Source organism: Asticcacaulis sp. (assembly GCF_051954415.1).
Lineage (GTDB): Bacteria > Pseudomonadota > Alphaproteobacteria > Caulobacterales > Caulobacteraceae > Asticcacaulis.
In genome coordinates this window covers 58,733-76,375 of sequence record NZ_JBQCHT010000040.1, presented here as the reverse complement: position 1 = coordinate 76,375, position 17,643 = coordinate 58,733, and the positions used below count along the sequence as shown (strand labels likewise).

Genomic DNA, 17,643 nt, shown 5'->3' with positions numbered 1-17,643 from the left:
TTCACCGCTGAACTCCTCCTGATACGGAGGAATTAGGCGGTTACCGGCCCGGTGCCGGACACTTGGGTAAAGCAGACGCGCATCCGCCTGACGGTTACGTGTGTGTGTTGCTCAAAGGCTTATAAAATCGGGAGTGGCGGCCTTTTCGGGCCAATATTTCCGGCAGCCTTGCAAAACGGATTAGCTAACCTTTTCGGGATGGCCGGAGTATTCCTTACTCTCGCTCTCCGGGATTTGACTTTTTCTGCCGGCGCCGTTTTTCACGGTTCCGGCGTGAGGACGAGTATGGCCTGAAACGGGGCTTGTTATTCCCGTGAAAGGCGAAAAACCAAGGTGTTTATACCCGGCTTCGCGGCCTGGGTTTTCAACCCGCGGTTAAGGGTGGTTCGTGCTTAGGGCGGCATGTCTTGTGGTGAAGGCATGTGGTTCGGTTTCAAGGCGGCCTGGTGACGGAAGGGTCGCGGGCCGGACACAGGGCGGAGGATCGGGCGCTGTTTCGGGATGATAATCCCGGCGGTTTTCGGTCGTTCTTTTAGTAAACGCGTAAAGTGGTGTGGGTTAAGGCAGATGATCGGGGCGATAAAAGAATGCCAAGCATGACAAGCTGGTCACCGATTTTACCTGAAACGGTATGGTCCAAAGTGGCGACAGTTCTCCGCAAGGAACTGGGAGAAGGGCCTTTCAATTCCTATGTGGCGCCGTCCAGCGTGCGCACCGGGCCTTATGGCGACCCGGTGCTGGTGACGCCGACGGCCTATGCGCGGGACTGGATTTCGCGCAATGCCGCCCGCCGGGCGCAGGAGTTGTGGACGCAGCACGATCCAGATTCACGGGTGCTGGAGATCAAGTCGCGCGTTGAATATGAGGATGCGACGCGTAACAGCGAAGCGCCAGCCGTGGACGCGGTGCCGGTAAAGGACGTGACACCGGTGGCTGCGCCCGTGGTGGTAGAGGCCGTGGCGCCCAACCGCATCGGCGGTTTGCAGGAGCGTCTGACCTTCGACAGTTTCGTGGCCGGCCGCGGCAATGAATTCGCCTTCCAGATGTCGCGCCAGGTGGCGAGCTGGGCGGACGGCCATTTCAACCCAGTGTTTTTCCACGGCCCTTACGGTTATGGCAAGACCCACCTTTTGAACGCCATCGGCTGGGAGGCGCAGACGCGCCGCCCGGATGCGAAGATCGTCTATCTGACCGCCGAAAAGTTCACCTCCACCTTCGTCAAGGCGCTGCTGGACAAGTCCACGGCCGCCTTCAAGGACGAGGTGCGCGGCGCCGACCTGCTGCTGATCGATGACGTGCATTTCATCGGCGGCAAGACCTCCAGCCAGGAAGAGCTGTTCCACACGCTGACCTCGCTGATCGAAAACAATCGCCGTGTCGTTTTCACGGCCGATCGTCCGCCTTCGCAATTGACTGAGATCGAAGCGCGCCTGCGTTCGCACCTGTCCTCCGGGCTGGTCTGTGCGCTGGATGTGGCTGATCAGAGCCTGCGCATGGGCATTATCGAGCGCAAGCTCGAACAGTTGTCGCAACGCCTGGGCGCCGCCCAGAACCCGCGTTCCGATGTTTTACATTTTCTGGCCGAGCGTGTGCCGGGGTCGATCCGTGAGCTTGAAGGCGCGGTGAATACTCTGGTGGCGTCCGCTGGGCCGCGTCTTGGGAGTTTGACCTTGGAAGAAGCTATGGCGCTGTTGCAGCCGAATTTGAAGGTGGCCGTCGAGCGCCGCGTCACCGTGGATGAAATCCAGAAGCTGGTTTCCGATCATTTCGGCCTGAAGCAGGCGGACCTCCTGTCCGAGCGCCGCACGCGTTCCGTGGCGCGTCCGCGCCAGGTGGCCATGTGGCTGTGCAAGCAGCATACCACGCGCTCCTATCCCGATATCGGCCGTCGCTTTGGGGGGCGCGATCACACGACCGTTTTGCACGCCGTGAAGAAGGTCGAGGAACTGCTGCAGGCGGATGACCAGATCGCGCGTGACGTGGAAGCGCTGACGCGCAAGCTCCGTAACGTCTAATGGGGTGTGGGGTCCGTGACCCCACATCTTATTCTTGTTTTTCCTTCGCCCCTGTGGGGCGAGAGAAAAACAAGAAGAGAAGTCTTGGGGCCACAGGCCCCAAACCCCATTGTACTTCTTGATCTTTACGTCTGATCGTCTAATGTCCGCCTCCCGGCTCTGTATTCCAGCAAGCCGGAATACAGGCCGGTAGGAATTACAAGATGCAATTTACCATCGAACGTGGCGCGCTCCTGAAAGCCCTGGGCCACGTCCAGAACGTTGTCGAACGCCGCAACACCATCCCTATCCTGTCCAACGTCCTGTTGTCGGCTGAGCGTGGCCAGGTGTCCTTTTCGGCCACTGACCTCGACATGGAAATCGTCGATACCGCCGAAGCCATCGTCTCCGTCCCTGGCCAGATCACCGCGCCGGCCCACACCCTTTATGAAATCGTCCGCAAGCTGCCCGACGGCGCCGATGTCGAACTGAAATTCGCCGCCGGTGACGATCCTCGCCTGTCGGTCTCCGCTGGCCGCTCGCGCTTTGCCCTGCCGGTCCTGCCGGCCGGTGACTTTCCGATCATGTCGAGCGATCACGAAGGCGTCTCCTACCAGATCCTGCGTGACGACCTGAAGCGCCTGATCGACAAGACGCGCTTCGCCGTCTCGACCGAGGAAACCCGCTATTACCTGAACGGCCTGTTCCTGCACTGCCTGGCGGAGGATGGTTCCAACTACCTGCGCGCCGTGGCGACTGATGGCCATCGCCTGGCCCTCGCCGAAATGCCCGCGCCCGAAGGCGCCATGGGTGGCGCCGGGGTCATCATCCCGCGCAAGACAATCGATCAGGCCCGCCGCCTGCTCGATGACGGCACTGGCTATGTCGATATGACCGTTTCACCGGCCAAGATTCGCTTCCAGTTCGGCAATGCCTCCCTGACCTCAAAGATCATTGACGGCTCCTTCCCCGACTATGGCCGCGTCATTCCCAAGGGCAATGACAAGGTCATGACCGTGGACGCCGGTATCCTCTCCAAGGCCGTGGACCGCGTTTCCACCATTTCGGCGGAAAAGTCGCGCTCGGTGAAGATGACCATCGAGCCCGGCCGCCTGACCCTTTCGGTGCGCAATATCGAAGCCGGGCAAGCCGTTGAAGAGGCCGAGATCGATTATGACAACGAGACCCTCGATATCGGTTTTAACGCCCGTTATATCATGGATGTGATGGGCCAGATCGGCGGCGATACGGTCGAACTGCGCTTCTCGGATGCCTCCTCGCCGACCCTGGTGCTCGATCCGGTCGATAATGGCGTGCAATACGTCTTGATGCCGCTGCGTGTGTAAGCCTGCCTTCTCCTCCCCATTTCACAAATGGGGAGGTGGCATCGCGCCTTGGCAAGATGACGGAGGGGCGCCCCTCCGTCGCAGACAAGCTGCGACACCTCCCCATTATCATGGGGAGGAGAGATTATGACCCATCACGCCCTCCAGCACCTCTCCCTGACCGAGTTCCGCTCCTATGAGCGGCTGGATTTTGCGATTGCCGGCCGCAGCGTCTATCTCTACGGCCCCAATGGCGCCGGCAAGACCAATCTGCTGGAAGCGATCAGCGTGCTCAATCCCGGCCGGGGGCTGCGGGGTGCGGCTTTTGCCGATCTTGGCCGCCGCCTGCCTGATGAGGCCAAAGGCCGCGCCTGGGGCGTGGCGGCCAGATTTCATGAAGGCGAGGATGAGGTCCATCTCGGCACCGGTTCCGATCCGCGCGACCTCAACAAGCGCATTGTCCGCATCGATGGCGAGACGGTCACCGCCTCGCGCCTGCTTGAGCATGTGCGCCAGATCTGGCTGACGCCCCTCCAGGACCGGCTCTTTCTGGAGGCCCGTTCCGAGCGCCTGCGTTTTTTCGACCGCTTGGTCTATGCTGCCGATCATGGCCATGCCGCCACGGTCAGCGCCTATGAAAAGGCGCTGCGCGAGCGCCTGAAGCTGCTGACGGAAGCGTTTTCCGGCGGCCGGCCGGCGGATGATGCCTGGCTGACCCTGCTGGAACAGAAGCTGACCGAAACCGGTGCGCAGATGATGGCGGCGCGCATCGCCGCTCTGGACGCTCTGCAGGCTGAAATCGAAGGCCACCAGGGCGCCTTCCCGAAGGCCGATCTCAGCCTGACCGGCCTCATTCCGGAAGGCGACCTGCTGGAGGGTTATCGCCGCGCCCGCAGTCGGGATGGTGCCGCCGGGCGGTCATTGTTCGGTCCGCATCGCATGGATTTGACCGTCCTTCACCGTGAGAAAAACCGCCCCGCCGCCGACTGTTCGACAGGTGAGCAGAAGGCGCTTCTGCTCAATATCATCCTGGGTCAGGGGGCGCGTCTGGCAGCCGCTCAAAGTCAGTCCAAACCTATCCTGCTGCTCGATGAAGTCGCTGCCCATCTCGACCCCCTGCGGCGCCACGCATTGTTTGACGAGACCCATGCTTTGGGGCTACAAACGGTGTTTACGGGCACTGATTTGGGCCTGTTCGACGGCCTGAAAAATCGCGCCCTGGGCGTGCGTATCGAAGGCGGTCAATTCATTGAATTTATTGAGTAAATAAAAGGCTTTCCATGACCGATCAACCCGAAGACGTGCCAGAAGAACTGAACAGCGGCAAGGATGCCAACGGACAGTCTGAATACGGCGCTGATTCGATCAAGGTTCTGAAAGGTCTCGACGCCGTCCGCAAGCGTCCTGGCATGTATATCGGCGACACCGATGACGGCTCCGGCCTGCACCACATGGTCTACGAAGTGGTCGATAACGCTATCGACGAAGTGCTGGCGGGTCACGCCACCAAGGTCCAGGTCATCCTCAATCCGGACGGCTCCTGCACGGTGACCGATGACGGCCGCGGCATCCCGGTTGATATCCACGAAGGCGAAGGCGTTTCCGCCGCCGAAGTGATCATGACCGAGCTCCACGCCGGCGGCAAGTTCGACCAGAAGTCCTACAAGGTTTCGGGCGGGCTGCACGGCGTCGGCGTCTCGGTGGTCAACGCCCTCAGCGACTGGCTTGACCTGGTTATCTACCGCCAGGGCAAGAAGCATTCGGTGCGCTTCGAGCGCGGCGTCACCGTCAAGTCGCTGGAAGTGATCGGCGAGGCGCCCAAGCGCGACAACGGTGAGGATTATACCGGTTCGGAAGTCACCTTCTTTCCCTCCATCACCACCTTTGCCTTCATCGATTTCGACCGCAAGACGCTGGAACACCGCCTGCGTGAACTGGCCTTCCTCAATTCGGGTGTCTCTATCCGTTTTGCCGACATGCGCGAGGCCGAGCCCTACGAGGTCAACCTGCATTTCGACGGCGGCATCGTCGAGTTCGTCAAGCACCTCGACAAGTCCAAGACCTCGATCCTCAAGGCCCCGGTCGATGTGCGCGGCGTGCGTGACAAGGTCGAGCTGGATCTCGCCCTGCAATGGAACGACAGCTATCACGAGACGATGCTGTGCTTCACCAACAATATCCCGCAGCGCGACGGCGGCACCCACCTGGCGGCTTTCCGCGGGGCGCTGACCCGCGTCATGACGCAGTACATGGAATCCTCCGGCGCGGCCAAGAAGGAAAAGGTCTCGGTCACCGGCGAAGACGCCCGCGAGGGCCTGACCTGCGTGCTGTCGGTCAAGGTGCCCGACCCCAAGTTCTCGTCGCAGACCAAGGACAAGCTGGTCTCTTCCGAGGTGCGCCCGGCGGTCGAAGGTCTGGTCTATGACAAGCTGTCGCAGTGGTTCGAGGAGAACCCCAACGAGGCCAAGGCGATTGTCTCCAAGATCGTCGAAGCCGCCTCGGCCCGCGAAGCCGCCCGCAAGGCGCGCGACCTGACCCGCCGCAAGTCGGCGCTCGATATTTCGTCGCTGCCCGGCAAGTTGGCGGACTGCCAGGAACGCGATCCGGCCAAGTCCGAAATCTTCATCGTCGAAGGGGATTCCGCCGGCGGTTCGGCCAAGCAGGCACGCAACCGGGAAAACCAGGCCATCCTGCCCCTGCGCGGCAAGGTGCTGAACGTCGAGCGCGCACGTTTCGACAAGATGCTGTCGTCCGAGCAGATCGGCACCCTGATCGTGGCGCTGGGCGCCGGTATCGGCCGGGATGATTTCAATATCGACAAGCTGCGCTACCATAAGATCATCATCATGACCGATGCTGACGTCGACGGCGCCCACATCCGCACCCTGCTGCTGACCTTCTTCTACCGCCAGATGCCGGAAATCATCGAGCGCGGTTATCTCTATATCGCCCAGCCGCCGCTTTACAAGGTGGCCAAGGGCAAGTCGTCACGCTACGTCAAGGATGACAACGAACTGGATACCTTCCTGATCGAGGAAGGTGTCAGCGATGCCGTGCTGGCCCTGCCAACCGGCGAGCGCATCGTCGGCAACGACCTGGAGGCGCAGATCCGCGCCGCCAAGACCTTCAAGGGCTCGGTCGATCGCCTGTCCTCGCGCGCTCCGGCGTTTGCGTTGGAGCAGGCGGCGCTGGGCGGCCTGTTCAGCGGCCATCCTGACCTGGACCGCGTCGCCAAATCGCTGACCCGTCTCAACCAGGATGGCGATGGCCCGTGGAAGGTCGAGCCCGGCGAACTCGGCGGTTTTGTCTTCGAGCGCGTCCGCCGCGGTGTCACCGAAAAGATCGTGCTCGACGAGACCCTGATGCACAGCCAGGATGCCCGCCGTCTCGGTGAGCGCGCCGATGGCCTGGGCGATATCTATAACGCCGTCTCCATCTATACCCGTAAGGACAAGTCGATCGATATCCGTGGCCCGCTCGATCTGGTCTCGGCGGTGCTCGATGCCGGCCGCAAGGGTATGACCATCCAGCGCTATAAGGGCCTGGGCGAAATGAATGCCGAGCAATTGTGGGAAACCACGCTCGACAAGGACGTCCGGACCCTGCTGCAGGTCAAGGTCAACCATGCCGACGAAGCCGACGAGATGTTCTCGAAGCTGATGGGCGATCTGGTGGAGCCGCGCCGCGAATTCATTCAGGAAAATGCCCTGAATGCGGAAGTGGATGCCTAGGGTCACGGACCCTAGAACCCTTATGATTGAAGGGAACAACCGCCTTATCATAGGCGGTTGTTTTGTGGAGCGATCCGATGCCGAGTAGCTATGCCCTGCGCGCGCATTTCGAAAACCTGATGGATGACCTGATCGTTCGGGTCGTTACAATTCCAAGAGTGAAATCCTGCGCGATGGCCTGCGCGTGATTGAGGAGCGGGAGTCACGGCTCAAGGCGCAACTGGACAGCCTGCGCGCGGCGCTTAAGGAAGGTCTTGAAGGGCCGGATTTGAACGCAGATGAGGTGTTTGAGCCTTTGCGGCAAAAATATCAGGATATGATCGATAAGGAAAAGGCGCGGTGAGAGTGGTATTCTCCCCGGCATGAAGGCTGTGTTTGGCGAAGAGGAATCCTGAGCATGACAGACGAAGCGCAACAGTCCTTAAAGATATCCTCCCGCCTGAAAAGCGTGGGCTATGCCATGCGGGGTTTGGGCTTCATGCTGAAGACCCAGCATAATGCCTGGCTGCATCTGGCAGCGACGGTGCTGGTTATACTGGCCGCGTCATTCCTGCAGGTCCGGCTGGATGACTGGCGCTGGCTGATCGTTGCCATGATCATGGTCTGGGTGGCGGAAGCCTTCAATACGGCGGTCGAATATGTCTGCAATGTTGTCTCGCCCGGCTATTCCGAACTGGTAAAGCACGCCAAGGATATCGCCGCTGGGGCCGTGCTTATCTGTGCTTTCGGGGCGGCGGTGATTGGCTTCCTGACGCTCTGGCCCTATGTCGAGCTGATGCTCGATCGCTTCCACGGACCGGTATCCCTGTAAAGCTTGTAGCTTAGTACGTTTCGTATTAATTTGCCTCCAAATAGTACGGAGCGTATTACTTGCCTGCCATTACGACTCTCGGTTATGCCCTCCTGGGCCTGATCCGTGCCGAACCGCGCACGGGCTATGCCCTGCGCATGGTCTTCGAGACGACGCCGATGGGCAGCTATTCGAGCAGTCCGGGCAGCATCTATCCGGCGCTCAAAGGACTGGAAAAGCAGGGGCTGATTACGGCCGAGGCCGCCGGCAAACGCAAGAGCGTGCTGCAAATCACGCCGGAGGGCCGGGGGCGGTTTGAAGCCTGGCTGACCGCGCCGATGGGTACGGAGGAGGGAAGCGATACGGCGCTTCTGCGCTTCGCCTTCCTGAACGATCATCCGGACCGGCAGGTCACGCTCGACTTCCTGACCGCGTTCAACGCGGTCATGGCCGGTCGTGCGGCGGGCCTGAAAGGCTGGCTGACGGGGGATGAGGCGCAAGCGATGCCGTTGCAGGCGCGGCTGGCGGTTCTGCACGGTTTGCGATCACTGGAGGCTTCGGCGCAATGGGCGTCGGAGGCATATGAGGCGTTGAAAGGGGAGGTAAGATGAACAGGTATGTGGTTTTCGCTTTAAAATTCGCGGGCGTGTGGCTGGCCTTGATTATTGGTCAGATGGCGGGCGGCATGATCGGCCAGATGCTGACCCACGCCGCACCGCCGGCGATGAAGCCCGACGGGCCTTTGAGCCTGACGGCGGCCATTGTGGTGGCGGCGGGGCTTTATGCGGTCGTGCTGTCGGCCATGGCGCCGGCGATGCGTTGGCCGTTCTGGGGGCGTTTCGCCGCCCTGTTCGGCCTGCTCTACGGCCTGGAATCGCTGCTGTCGCTGATCGAGGCGATCTACTTCAACGCCTATGTCCATATGACGGATGCCCTGCTGTGGATGATGGCGGTCGGCAATGCCGTAAAGGCGGCGCTGGCGGCCTTGGTCTGCGCACTTTTGTGGCGTGGCGAGACGATGCCGGTTGAGCACTTCACCGGGCTTTACTGGCGCATACCGGTGATCATTCCGCTCTATATCGTCTTTTATTTCGGCGCCGGTGCGTTGATCGCCTGGCAGAGCGCCGATGTGCGAACCTATTATGCGCAGGGCTTTCATATCGACCAGGGGCAACTGGCGCTGTTGCAGGTCGGGCGCGGCCTGATCTGGGCTCTGCTGGCTCTGCTCAGTGTGGCCAGCCTGACCGGCGGCACCTGGAAACGCGCGGTGCTGACCGGCCTGGCTTTTTCGGTCTTCATGGCGGCGACCCTGCTCTATCCCAATCCGCTGATGCCGTGGTCGGTGCGGCATGTGCATCTGATCGAGGTGGGTGTGTCGAATTTCCTGTTCGGTATATTGGCCAGTCTGATTTTGCTGAGCGGTCGAAAACCGCGCTGATCAGAGCTTCGCTTCGATCCGGATATCGCCCTTGAAGAGCTGCTTGAGCTTGCCGGCATCCTTCAGGCCGACAATCGGCATCTTGTTGTCGTACAGCTCTTCCTCGATGATGCCCAGTGCCTCGCACTGGTCGAGCACATGGGTCAGCAGCGTGGCATCATAATCTTTAGCGATGCCGAAGGTCTGGAGCCGCGTGGTGTAGTCGGGCTTGTCGGCCTTGCCCAGAACATGGTCGATCAGCTTCTTGCGGCCGCGCGGCCCATTCAGGCGATAGAGGGCCGACATCAGCATCTGGGCCGGTTCGGTGACATCGGTCACGCGGTTGCGGTTCAGGCAGTTGTCGCACGACCGGCAGGGCTCGCCGGCTTCGTCGCCGAAATACTGCCGGATGGCCTGCTTGCGGCAATCGTGGCCGAGCACCATCTGGAAGAAATCCCGCGCCTTTTCCTTTTGCACCGATTGATCCGCCGCGCCCTCGTTTTCACGGAGGCCGAGGCGACGGATCGCCCAGCCAAGATCGCCGGGATTATGGAAGCAGATGCCGGCGGCGGGCAGGCCGTCACGGCCGGCGCGGCCGACCTCCTGCCAGTAGGCTTCGGTGGAAGAGGGCGGATCGGCGTGGATGACGAAGCGAACATCGGCCTTGTTGATACCCATGCCGAAGGCGATGGTGGCCACCATGATCTTCGATTTACCGGCCATGAAAGCTTTCAGCCGGTCCTCGCGTACCTGCGCCGGCAGGCCGGCATGATAGGCGGTGGCGGAAAAGCCCTCTTTGTTGAGGTTCTGCGCCAGCTTTTCGGTGCCGTCGCGCGACCCACAATAGATGATGCCGGCGTTTCCTTTCTGGCGGCGCAGGATATCGACGATCGATTTCAGCACCGCGCCCTTGCGCCGGACAAAACGCAGGGAGAGGTTGGGCCGGTCGAAGCCGGCCACGATTTCGATGGCATTATCAATATGCAGGGCGGCCTTGATATCGCCGCGCGTATGGGCATCGGCCGTGGCGGTGAGGGCCAGGGTCGGGACATCGGGCAACAGGGATTTGAGCTGGCCGAGGGCACGGTATTCCGGACGGAAATCATGGCCCCACTGGCTGATGCAGTGCGCTTCGTCGATGGCCATGATCGAGGGGCGCAGTTTGACCAGCCGATCAAGCACGAAGGGCGACAGGGCTTCCGGCGACAGGTAGAGCAGGTCGAGATTGCCGTCGCGGGCATCGTCCCACAGACGGGTGCGATCATCGAGCGACAGGGTGGAATCGAGCCGTTCGGCGCGCACGCCGCGCGCTTTCAGGGCCATGACCTGGTCGCTCATCAGGGCGATCAGCGGCGAGATGACAATGCCGATACGGCCGCTCAGAAGCGCCGGAATCTGATAACAGAGACTTTTGCCGCCGCCGGTGGGCAACACGGCCAGGGTATCGTGGCCGGACAGGATGGCGGCGATGACCGCGGCCTGCTTGCCGCGGAAGGCTTCATAGCCGAACACCGTGCGCAGGATATCTTCGGCGCGAGCCATATCGCTGGCGGGTCGGTTCAGGGTATCGGCGGGGGAGAGCATGGTTTAGCGATAGGGTGTTTTGGTTTTGAGGCCAAGAGGAAAGACAAGGAAACAAAGTCAGAACCCCCACCACCACGCCCTTCGGGCGCGGTTCCCCTCCCCGGCATAGCCGGGGAGGTATAAGGATAAAAGTTTTCGTCTTGACCGCTGGCGCTTGGCTTGGCTAAGAGGATTTCAAGGTAATGGATTTCTGCCTGGCCTGTTGAGCCGAACCGCTCCGCGATGAGCTGATGATTCCTACTCGGTTGCCACTTTGCAAGGAGTAGAGTCATGCGTGTTTTCTCCGATTTTCTCACCGAACGCCTGAAGCATGGCCTGATCGTGCTGCGCTGGCTGGCCATACTGGCGCCGATGGCGGCTGTGGTCGGATCGGCCTGCGCCCTGTTCCTGTGGGCGCTCGATGCGGCTACTGCCCTGCGTTTCCAGTATCCATGGCTGCTGTATCTGCTGCCTGTGGCCGGTTTCGGCATTGGGCTCGTCTATCTTTGGAAGGGCGGGGCGACGGAAGGTGGCAACAACCTGATCGTTGACCAGATCCACCAGCCCGGCGGCGGGGTGCCGCTGCGCATGGCGCCGCTGATCCTGGCCTCGACCGTGCTGACGCACCTGTTTGGTGGTTCGGCCGGGCGCGAAGGCACGGCGGTGCAGATGGGCGGCAGCCTGGCCAGCGCGTTTGGCCGCGTTTGGAAACTAACCGATGACGAGGTGCGGGTGGTGCTGATGGCGGGTATCGCCGCCGGTTTTGGCGCGGTCTTCGGCACGCCGATCGCCGGTGCGGTCTTTGCCATGGAGGTGCTGGCGATGGGGCGGATGCAGTACCTGGCTCTGGTGCCGTGCCTCGGCGCGGCGGTGCTGGCCGACTGGGTCTGCCAGACCTGGGGCATTCATCATACGGTCTATCACGTCGCCGCCATCGCCCAGTTGGTCGACCCGCTGCTGCTGGGAAAGGTCATTCTGGCCGGTGTCGCCTTCGGCCTGATCGCGTTGTTTTTTTCAGAGGCTAATCATCGTTTGAGTGACTGGATCAAGGCGCGGGTGCCCTATGCGCCGCTGCGGCCTCTCATCGGCGGCCTGGCGGTGATCGCCCTGGTCTATATCTGCGGTACACGCGATTATCTCGGCCTCGGTGTCTGGTCGCCCAATCCTGGCGACATCACTTTGCCCGGCCTGTTCGGGCCCGATATCCATGCGTGGAGCTGGGCGCTGAAACTGCTGTTCACCGTCGTCACCTTGAGCTGCGGCTTCAAGGGCGGCGAGGTGACGCCGCTGTTCTTTATCGGCGCGGCGCTGGGCAATGCGCTGAGCGGTGTTCTGGGCGTGCCGGTCGATCTGCTGGCGGCGGTCGGTTTCGTGGCCGTGTTCGCGGGTGCCGCCAATACGCCGCTGGCCTGCACCCTGATGGGGATGGAGTTATTCGGCACCAGTCACGGTGTTTATATCGCCGCCGGCTGCTTTGTCGCCTATCTGTGCAGCGGCCATTCCGGCATCTATCTTTCCCAGCGTATCGCCCAGTCCAAGATCGCCGGCCTGGCCGTGCTTCAGGAGGTGAGCCTGCGCGAGGCACGGCAGAAGGCGGCGCAAAGGCGCCCGGCCCAGTGACCGTATTTTTGCCCGAATGGACGTGCTATGCTATGGCCGGTGTCGGGGGGGCACGCGCGGGTTAACCAATCTTCACGCGACAGCTTCCCTGGATTTGCTATAAGACACCTAAGACCGCAGCGGGCGATGCGGAACCATGTTCATGAGTGAGGATTGAATGTCTAACGGACGGGGCCCCGATGACGGTATGGGGACGGGGAAAAGAACAGGGCGTCGCTCGCCTTTACAGGCTGTCTTTTACTGGCTGACCATAGCGGTCATCTGGATCGCCATCTTTGGCGTGGCGTTTATCGGCGTCATGGCCATCGACCTGCCGGATATTTCCAAGCTCGACAATCCGGACAGGCAGCCTTCCATCACCTATCTCGATCGCTCAGGCGCCCTGATCGCCGTGCGCGGCGGCAGCCAGGCTTCGGCGCCGGTCAAGATCGAGGAATTGCCCGATTATGTACCGCTGGCCTTTGTGGCCATCGAAGACCGTCGCTTCTTCACGCATCCCGGTTTTGATCCGGTCGGCATCAGCCGCGCCCTGCTCAGCAATCTGAGCAAGAAGAAGGGCGCCAACCTGGCCGGGGGCTCCACCATCACCCAGCAACTGGCGCGGAATCTCTTCCTTTCCGCCAACCAGAACATGAAGCGCAAGGTGCAGGAACTGATGATCGCGGTGTGGCTTGAGCACAAGTACACCAAGAAGGAAATCCTGGAGATGTACCTCAACCGCGTCTATTTCGGCGCGGGGGCCTATGGCATAGAGGCGGCATCGCAGCGCTATTTCAACAAGGACGCCAAGGATTTGAGCGTAGGCGAGGCCGCCATGCTGGCCGGGCTGATGAAGGCGCCGAATTCCTATTCGCCGCTGTCCGACCAGGAACGCGCCGGCCGCCGCGCCATGATCGTGCTGAATGAGATGGTGCAGTCGAAGGTCATTACGCCTGAACAGCGTGACGAAGCGATCGCCAAGCCGATCAGCGTGTCGAAGACCCTGGCCTCGGCACATGCCCAGTACTTCGTCGACTGGCTGGACAAGGATATCCGCTCGTTGATCGACCCGAAAAATACTGAGGATCTGATCGTCGAAACCACGCTCGATCTGCCGATCCAGACCGATGCCGAACGCGCCGTCCAGACCATCATGGCACGCGACGCCAAGAAAGGCCCGCAGCAGGCGGCGGTCGTATCAGTGGATGGCGAAGGCCGCATCCGCGCCATGATCGGCGGGGTTTCCTATGCCGACTCGCAGTTCAATCGCGCCACTGACGCCCACCGCCAGACCGGCTCGTCCTTCAAGCCGTTTGTCTACCTGACGGCGATGGAAAAGGGTTACCAGCCGACCACGCCGGTGGTGGATGAACCCTACAGCATTGGCGATTATTCTCCGGAAAACTACACCCGTAGCTATATGGGTCTGATCGACCTGCAAACCGCCCTGGCCCATTCGATCAACACCGTGGCCGTGCGTCTGGCCAATGATATCGGCCGCGATAATGTGGCGGCGACGGCGCACCGCATGGGCCTGACGGCCAAGATCAACACCGATCCGGCCATGGCGCTCGGCACCTCCGAGGCTACGCCGCTGGAAATGGCGCAAGCCTATATTCCGTTCTCCAATGGCGGCATCCGCGCCACGGTGCATGGCGTGATCCGCATCCGTACCGCCACCGGCAAGGTGATGTACCAGTACCGCGATCCGGGCGAAGACGGCGGCCGCGTACGCGTGGTCAATAATCCGGCCCTGTCCAATATGACCCTGATGATGCGCGGCGTCATGGCGCGCGGTTCCGGCACCGGCGCCAATATCTCCGGTTACGACCTCGCCGGCAAGACCGGAACCACCAGCGATTACCGCGATGCCTGGTTCGATGGCTTTACCGGCGGTTTCGTTACCGTGGTCTGGGTGGGCCGCGACGATAACACGCCGATGAAGGGCAAGGTCACCGGCGCCGGTACACCTGCCGCCATATGGAAGACCTACATGACCTCGGCGCTCAAGCGCATTCAGACCAGCCCCATTCCGGAAGGTCCGCCGCCCAGCGAACTGACGCCGGTGGCCGAAGACGCCCTGCGCGATTTGCTGGGCACCCAGGCAGATGCCGTGGCGGCGTCGCAGGCGGCCAATGACAATGGCCAGGGCCAAAATGGCGAATTGCCGCCGATCGTCACCATGAAGCCGATCCCCAATCCGGAAGAAAAGAAGAAAGACAGTTCGCTGGACGATCTTTTCTCGGAGGCGCAAAGAAAGAACCAGTGAGGCCAGGGTGCGAGGCACCGGGGGCGCCGAGCCCTGGACCCGTATGTTGCATAGAGCCCCGGTTATGGTCGATATCTCCTCCCCATTCCTTAAATGGGGAGGTGGCATTTGCGCAGCAAATGACGGAGGGGCGCCCCACCACCGCTTCGCGGTCCCCCTCCCCATCAAGATGGGGAGGAGAGCTACGAGGTGTATTTGAACAGCGTGTGGCCTTCGGTCTTCAGCCATTTGCGTGCCGGCTTATAGTCGCCGAACATAGCGGTCACTTCGTTCCAGAAACGGTCTGAATGATCGGGGTGGCGCAGGTGAGCGCATTCATGGGCAACGAGATATTCCAGTACCTTCGGCGGCGCCAGGATCACCCGCCAGCTATAGCGGATGGCCTTGCGCGAAGGGGTACACGAACCCCAGCGGCCGCGGGCATCGAACAAAGAGACCTTGACGCCGGAAACGCCCAGCATGGCCGTATAGCGCTCGGTTTCGGTCTGGAGGGCTTTTAAAGCCTGTTGACGCAGATAGCGCTCGACGCGGCGGGCAAACAGTTTTTCATCGCCGCTGGTGACCAACTGCCATGAGCCATCCTCGGCCTGTATGGGACGGGCGGTGATCACGCCGGCCTTTTCCGCCAGGGTGACGGCATGACCGCGTATGGCAAGGGTCATGCCGGGCGCGAAGGCTTGAGGCGCGTCTTGATTGCGGCGGTGCTGCAATATCCAGTCGTGGCGGCTGCGGGCGAAATCGACGGCGTCGGCCAGATGTTTCGGACGCGGCGCGGTGACCACGGCTTCTCCGCTCCTGGCATCGATGCGCAGGGAAATCCGCCGGGCGCGGGCATTGACCTTGAGGCGCAGTTTATATTCGCCGCAATCGAGCAGGTCGCCGGCAGCATAGGTGGCCGTCGGGCGGATCAGCGCCTTAAGCGAGCTTATCATTTTGGGCGATGAAATCGCGGATGCGCGGATAGATGTCGTCACGGAAGCGGCGGCCATTGAAGACGCCGTAGTGGCCGGCACCCTTCTGGACGTACAGAAGCTTCTTGTCGTCCGGAATATTGGGGCACATGGCGTGCGCCGCCTGGGTCTGGCCGACGCCGGAAATATCGTCCTTCTCGCCTTCCACGGTCATCAGGGCGATATCGGTAATGGCCTTCGTATCGACAGTGCGTCCCTTATGGACCAGTTCCCCCTTGGGCAGGGCGAACTTCTGGAACACCAGGTCGATGGTCTGGAGGTAGAATTCCTCGGTCAGGTCGAGCACCGACAGGTACTCGTCGTAGAATTCCAGGTGCTTGGTTTCGGCGTCGCCGTCATTATCGACCAGCGAATGGAAATAATCCCAATGCGCGTCGGCATGGCGGGCCTCGTTCATGCTCATGAAGCTGTAGAGCTGCACAAAACCGGGATAAACGCGGCGGCCAAGGCCCGGATAGGGCGGTGGCACAGTATGGATCATGTTCGACTTGAACCAGGTGAAGGGCTTTTCCTGCGCCAGGTCGTTGGTCACGGTCGGGTTGAAGCGCGCGTCGATTGGCGAGCCCATAAAGGTCATCGAGGCAGGCCGGCAGGCATCCCTGTCTTCCGACATCAGGCAGGCCGCGGCCAGGACCGGCGGTCCCGGTTGGCAGACGGCCACCACATGGGCGCGGCTGCCGATGACGGTCAGCATGTCGCGGATATGATCCATGAAGGAGTAGAAATCGAAACGGCCTTCGAGGATCGGCACCTGGCGGGCATTGACCCAGTCGGTGATATAGACATCATGATCGAGCAGGAATTCCTGCACCGTGCCGCGCAGCAGGGTGGCATAGTGGCCCGACAGCGGCGCCACGATAAGGACGGCCGGTGCCGAGGTCTTGCGTTTGGCGCGGCGCAGGTCGGACGGATCGCGCTGGAAGCGCAGCAGGCGGCACCAGGGGCTTGACCAGTCCTCGATGATCTGGACTCGGACATCGACATCATTGATCTTGACGCTGTTTATGCCCCATTCGGGCTTGCCGTAGCGCTTGGTGACGTTGGAAAACAGTTCCGCCGAGGCATAGAGCGTGCGGCCGATGGCGGTATCGGAGGCCGGATTGAGCTTCGACCCCCAGAAATCGCGCGTCATCTGCGCCATGGCCCGCAGCGGGGCGGCGGAATAGTAGGCGTATTCGTGGAGCGAATAGAGCATGGAGGTCATGTGTACTCTGGTTACCGTTAGCGGTAACTTACAATAGCAAACATGTCCTGCCAATTCATTACGACGCCCGAAAACATAAGTTTACCAGGGTGCGGAGCACCCTGGACCCGTAAGTTTGACAGCGCTTTCCCGGCCATGTTCGTTAACTGTTTGCCTTCATTGACTCTTTGAGCTGCTCGGCGCTCTGCTGTGGGGTAATATCGCTCATCAGCGGCGAATCGAACTGGCCCTTCGGGTTCATCAGAAAAATCACGGCTGTGTGATTATAGGTGTAATTATCGCCGTCGCCGCTCTTGGTCGCCGTCACGCGGTAGGCTTTTTCGACCGCTTTGATCTCCTCCGGCGTGCCGGTCAGGCCGATCACACCGGGGGGAAAGCCGCCGCTGGCCAGGTAAGCCTTCATATTGGCCGGCGAATCACGTTCCGGATCGACCGTGATAAAGACGATCTGAAGCTTGTCGGCATCCTTACCCAAAGCGGCTTTGGTCCGTGCCAGGGATTGCAGGGTCAGCGGGCAGACATCCGGGCAATAGGTATAGCCGAAGAAGACCGCCGTCCACTTGCCGGTGAGGATCGACTGGTCGACGCGCTGGCCATCCTGGTTGGTGAGGGTGAACGGACCGCCGATGGTCACCGACGGATCAACCTGCGACGCATACTGCGACCTTGCGCCATTTGCGCCGCCCTTCAGGCTGTTGTACCAGTTGTACCCGGCCAGGCCGATCAGCAGGGCGAAGGCGGCGGCGATGATCGCCAGGCGGAATTTAGTCATCGGAAGCT

At 61.2% G+C, this 17,643-nt stretch carries 13 protein-coding genes, 1 pseudogene and 1 riboswitch; of the genes and pseudogenes, 10 read left to right on the top strand and 4 right to left on the bottom strand.

Features of this window, described 5'->3' with window-relative positions; translation table 11 throughout:
- The first annotated feature begins 596 nt into the window (after nt 1–596).
- The 8 genes and pseudogenes from dnaA (at nt 597) to ACTHND_RS15395 (ending at nt 9,278) form a co-directional block, all read left to right on the top strand.
- Nucleotides 597–2,015: a chromosomal replication initiator protein DnaA gene (dnaA, locus tag ACTHND_RS15430; protein WP_440178848.1), complete on the top strand. Its 1,419-nt coding sequence runs from the start codon at nt 597–599 to the stop codon at nt 2,013–2,015.
- 203 nt (nt 2,016–2,218) lie between these two features.
- Complete coding sequence (gene dnaN / locus ACTHND_RS15425) at nt 2,219–3,340, top strand: DNA polymerase III subunit beta (RefSeq protein ID WP_440178847.1); 1,122 nt, start codon at nt 2,219–2,221, stop codon at nt 3,338–3,340.
- 126 nt (nt 3,341–3,466) lie between these two features.
- On the top strand, nt 3,467–4,585 hold the full coding sequence (gene recF / locus ACTHND_RS15420; protein ID WP_440178846.1) for a DNA replication/repair protein RecF: 1,119 nt from the start codon (nt 3,467–3,469) through the stop codon (nt 4,583–4,585).
- A gap of 14 nt (nt 4,586–4,599) precedes the next feature.
- Complete coding sequence (gene gyrB / locus ACTHND_RS15415) at nt 4,600–7,050, top strand: DNA topoisomerase (ATP-hydrolyzing) subunit B (protein WP_440178844.1); 2,451 nt, start codon at nt 4,600–4,602, stop codon at nt 7,048–7,050.
- Between the two features lie 148 nt (nt 7,051–7,198).
- Nucleotides 7,199–7,393: pseudogene (locus tag ACTHND_RS15410) on the top strand (type II toxin-antitoxin system ParD family antitoxin); the annotation flags it as partial.
- 54 nt (nt 7,394–7,447) lie between these two features.
- On the top strand, nt 7,448–7,861 hold the full coding sequence (locus ACTHND_RS15405) for a diacylglycerol kinase family protein (protein ID WP_440178842.1): 414 nt from the start codon (nt 7,448–7,450) through the stop codon (nt 7,859–7,861).
- Between the two features lie 59 nt (nt 7,862–7,920).
- Nucleotides 7,921–8,451, top strand: coding sequence for a PadR family transcriptional regulator (locus ACTHND_RS15400; RefSeq protein WP_440178841.1), 531 nt, complete (start codon nt 7,921–7,923; stop codon nt 8,449–8,451).
- Nucleotides 8,448–9,278, top strand: a complete 831-nt coding sequence (locus tag ACTHND_RS15395) for a hypothetical protein (RefSeq protein WP_440178840.1) — start codon at nt 8,448–8,450, stop codon at nt 9,276–9,278. Before ACTHND_RS15400 ends, ACTHND_RS15395 begins: the two co-directional genes overlap by 4 nt.
- Here the strand turns inward: ACTHND_RS15395 and ACTHND_RS15390 are convergent, their stop codons facing one another.
- A complete protein-coding gene (locus ACTHND_RS15390; RefSeq protein WP_440178839.1) occupies nt 9,279–10,841 on the bottom strand; it encodes a RecQ family ATP-dependent DNA helicase in 1,563 nt (520 codons plus the stop codon).
- 169 nt (nt 10,842–11,010) lie between these two features.
- Nucleotides 11,011–11,088: riboswitch (Fluoride riboswitch) on the top strand.
- Nucleotides 11,089–11,111: 23 nt separating this feature from the next.
- On the opposite strand from ACTHND_RS15390, the gene ACTHND_RS15385 reads away from it, so the two are divergent.
- Together ACTHND_RS15385 and ACTHND_RS15380 are read left to right on the top strand one after the other, a co-directional pair.
- Nucleotides 11,112–12,440: a voltage-gated chloride channel family protein gene (locus ACTHND_RS15385; protein ID WP_440178838.1), complete on the top strand. Its 1,329-nt coding sequence runs from the start codon at nt 11,112–11,114 to the stop codon at nt 12,438–12,440.
- Between the two features lie 157 nt (nt 12,441–12,597).
- Entirely contained in the window at nt 12,598–14,688 is a 2,091-nt protein-coding gene (locus ACTHND_RS15380) for a transglycosylase domain-containing protein (protein WP_440178837.1), read from the top strand.
- Nucleotides 14,689–14,870: 182 nt separating this feature from the next.
- On the opposite strand, the gene ACTHND_RS15375 is transcribed toward ACTHND_RS15380, so the two are convergent.
- The 3 genes from ACTHND_RS15375 to ACTHND_RS15365 form a co-directional block, all read right to left on the bottom strand.
- Nucleotides 14,871–15,620 (bottom strand): M48 family metallopeptidase, encoded by a 750-nt coding sequence (locus ACTHND_RS15375; RefSeq protein ID WP_440178836.1) that lies wholly within the window; start codon nt 15,618–15,620, stop codon nt 14,871–14,873.
- Nucleotides 15,604–16,854 carry a polyhydroxyalkanoate depolymerase gene (locus ACTHND_RS15370; protein ID WP_440178936.1) on the bottom strand — a complete coding sequence of 417 codons (1,251 nt, stop codon included), beginning with the start codon at nt 16,852–16,854 and terminating at the stop codon, nt 15,604–15,606. Before ACTHND_RS15370 ends, ACTHND_RS15375 begins: the two co-directional genes overlap by 17 nt.
- Nucleotides 16,855–17,005: 151 nt before the next feature.
- Nucleotides 17,006–17,635 carry an SCO family protein gene (locus ACTHND_RS15365; protein ID WP_440178834.1) on the bottom strand — a complete coding sequence of 210 codons (630 nt, stop codon included), beginning with the start codon at nt 17,633–17,635 and terminating at the stop codon, nt 17,006–17,008.
- Between the last annotated feature and the right edge of the window lie 8 nt (nt 17,636–17,643).

Bases quoted from the DNA above. Each gene is read 5' to 3' on its own strand.
- ACTHND_RS15375 (WP_440178836.1), bottom strand. From the start codon at position 15,620: ATGATAAGCTCGCTTAAGGCGCTGATCCGCCCGACGGCCACCTATGCT.
- ACTHND_RS15370 (WP_440178936.1), bottom strand. From the start codon at position 16,854: ATGCTCTATTCGCTCCACGAATACGCCTACTATTCCGCCGCCCCGCTG.
- dnaA (WP_440178848.1), top strand. From the start codon at position 597: ATGACAAGCTGGTCACCGATTTTACCTGAAACGGTATGGTCCAAAGTG.
- ACTHND_RS15365 (WP_440178834.1), bottom strand. From the start codon at position 17,635: ATGACTAAATTCCGCCTGGCGATCATCGCCGCCGCCTTCGCCCTGCTG.
- gyrB (WP_440178844.1), top strand. From the start codon at position 4,600: ATGACCGATCAACCCGAAGACGTGCCAGAAGAACTGAACAGCGGCAAG.
- ACTHND_RS15405 (WP_440178842.1), top strand. From the start codon at position 7,448: ATGACAGACGAAGCGCAACAGTCCTTAAAGATATCCTCCCGCCTGAAA.
- ACTHND_RS15390 (WP_440178839.1), bottom strand. From the start codon at position 10,841: ATGCTCTCCCCCGCCGATACCCTGAACCGACCCGCCAGCGATATGGCT.
- ACTHND_RS15380 (WP_440178837.1), top strand. From the start codon at position 12,598: ATGTCTAACGGACGGGGCCCCGATGACGGTATGGGGACGGGGAAAAGA.
- ACTHND_RS15385 (WP_440178838.1), top strand. From the start codon at position 11,112: ATGCGTGTTTTCTCCGATTTTCTCACCGAACGCCTGAAGCATGGCCTG.
- ACTHND_RS15395 (WP_440178840.1), top strand. From the start codon at position 8,448: ATGAACAGGTATGTGGTTTTCGCTTTAAAATTCGCGGGCGTGTGGCTG.
- dnaN (WP_440178847.1), top strand. From the start codon at position 2,219: ATGCAATTTACCATCGAACGTGGCGCGCTCCTGAAAGCCCTGGGCCAC.
- recF (WP_440178846.1), top strand. From the start codon at position 3,467: ATGACCCATCACGCCCTCCAGCACCTCTCCCTGACCGAGTTCCGCTCC.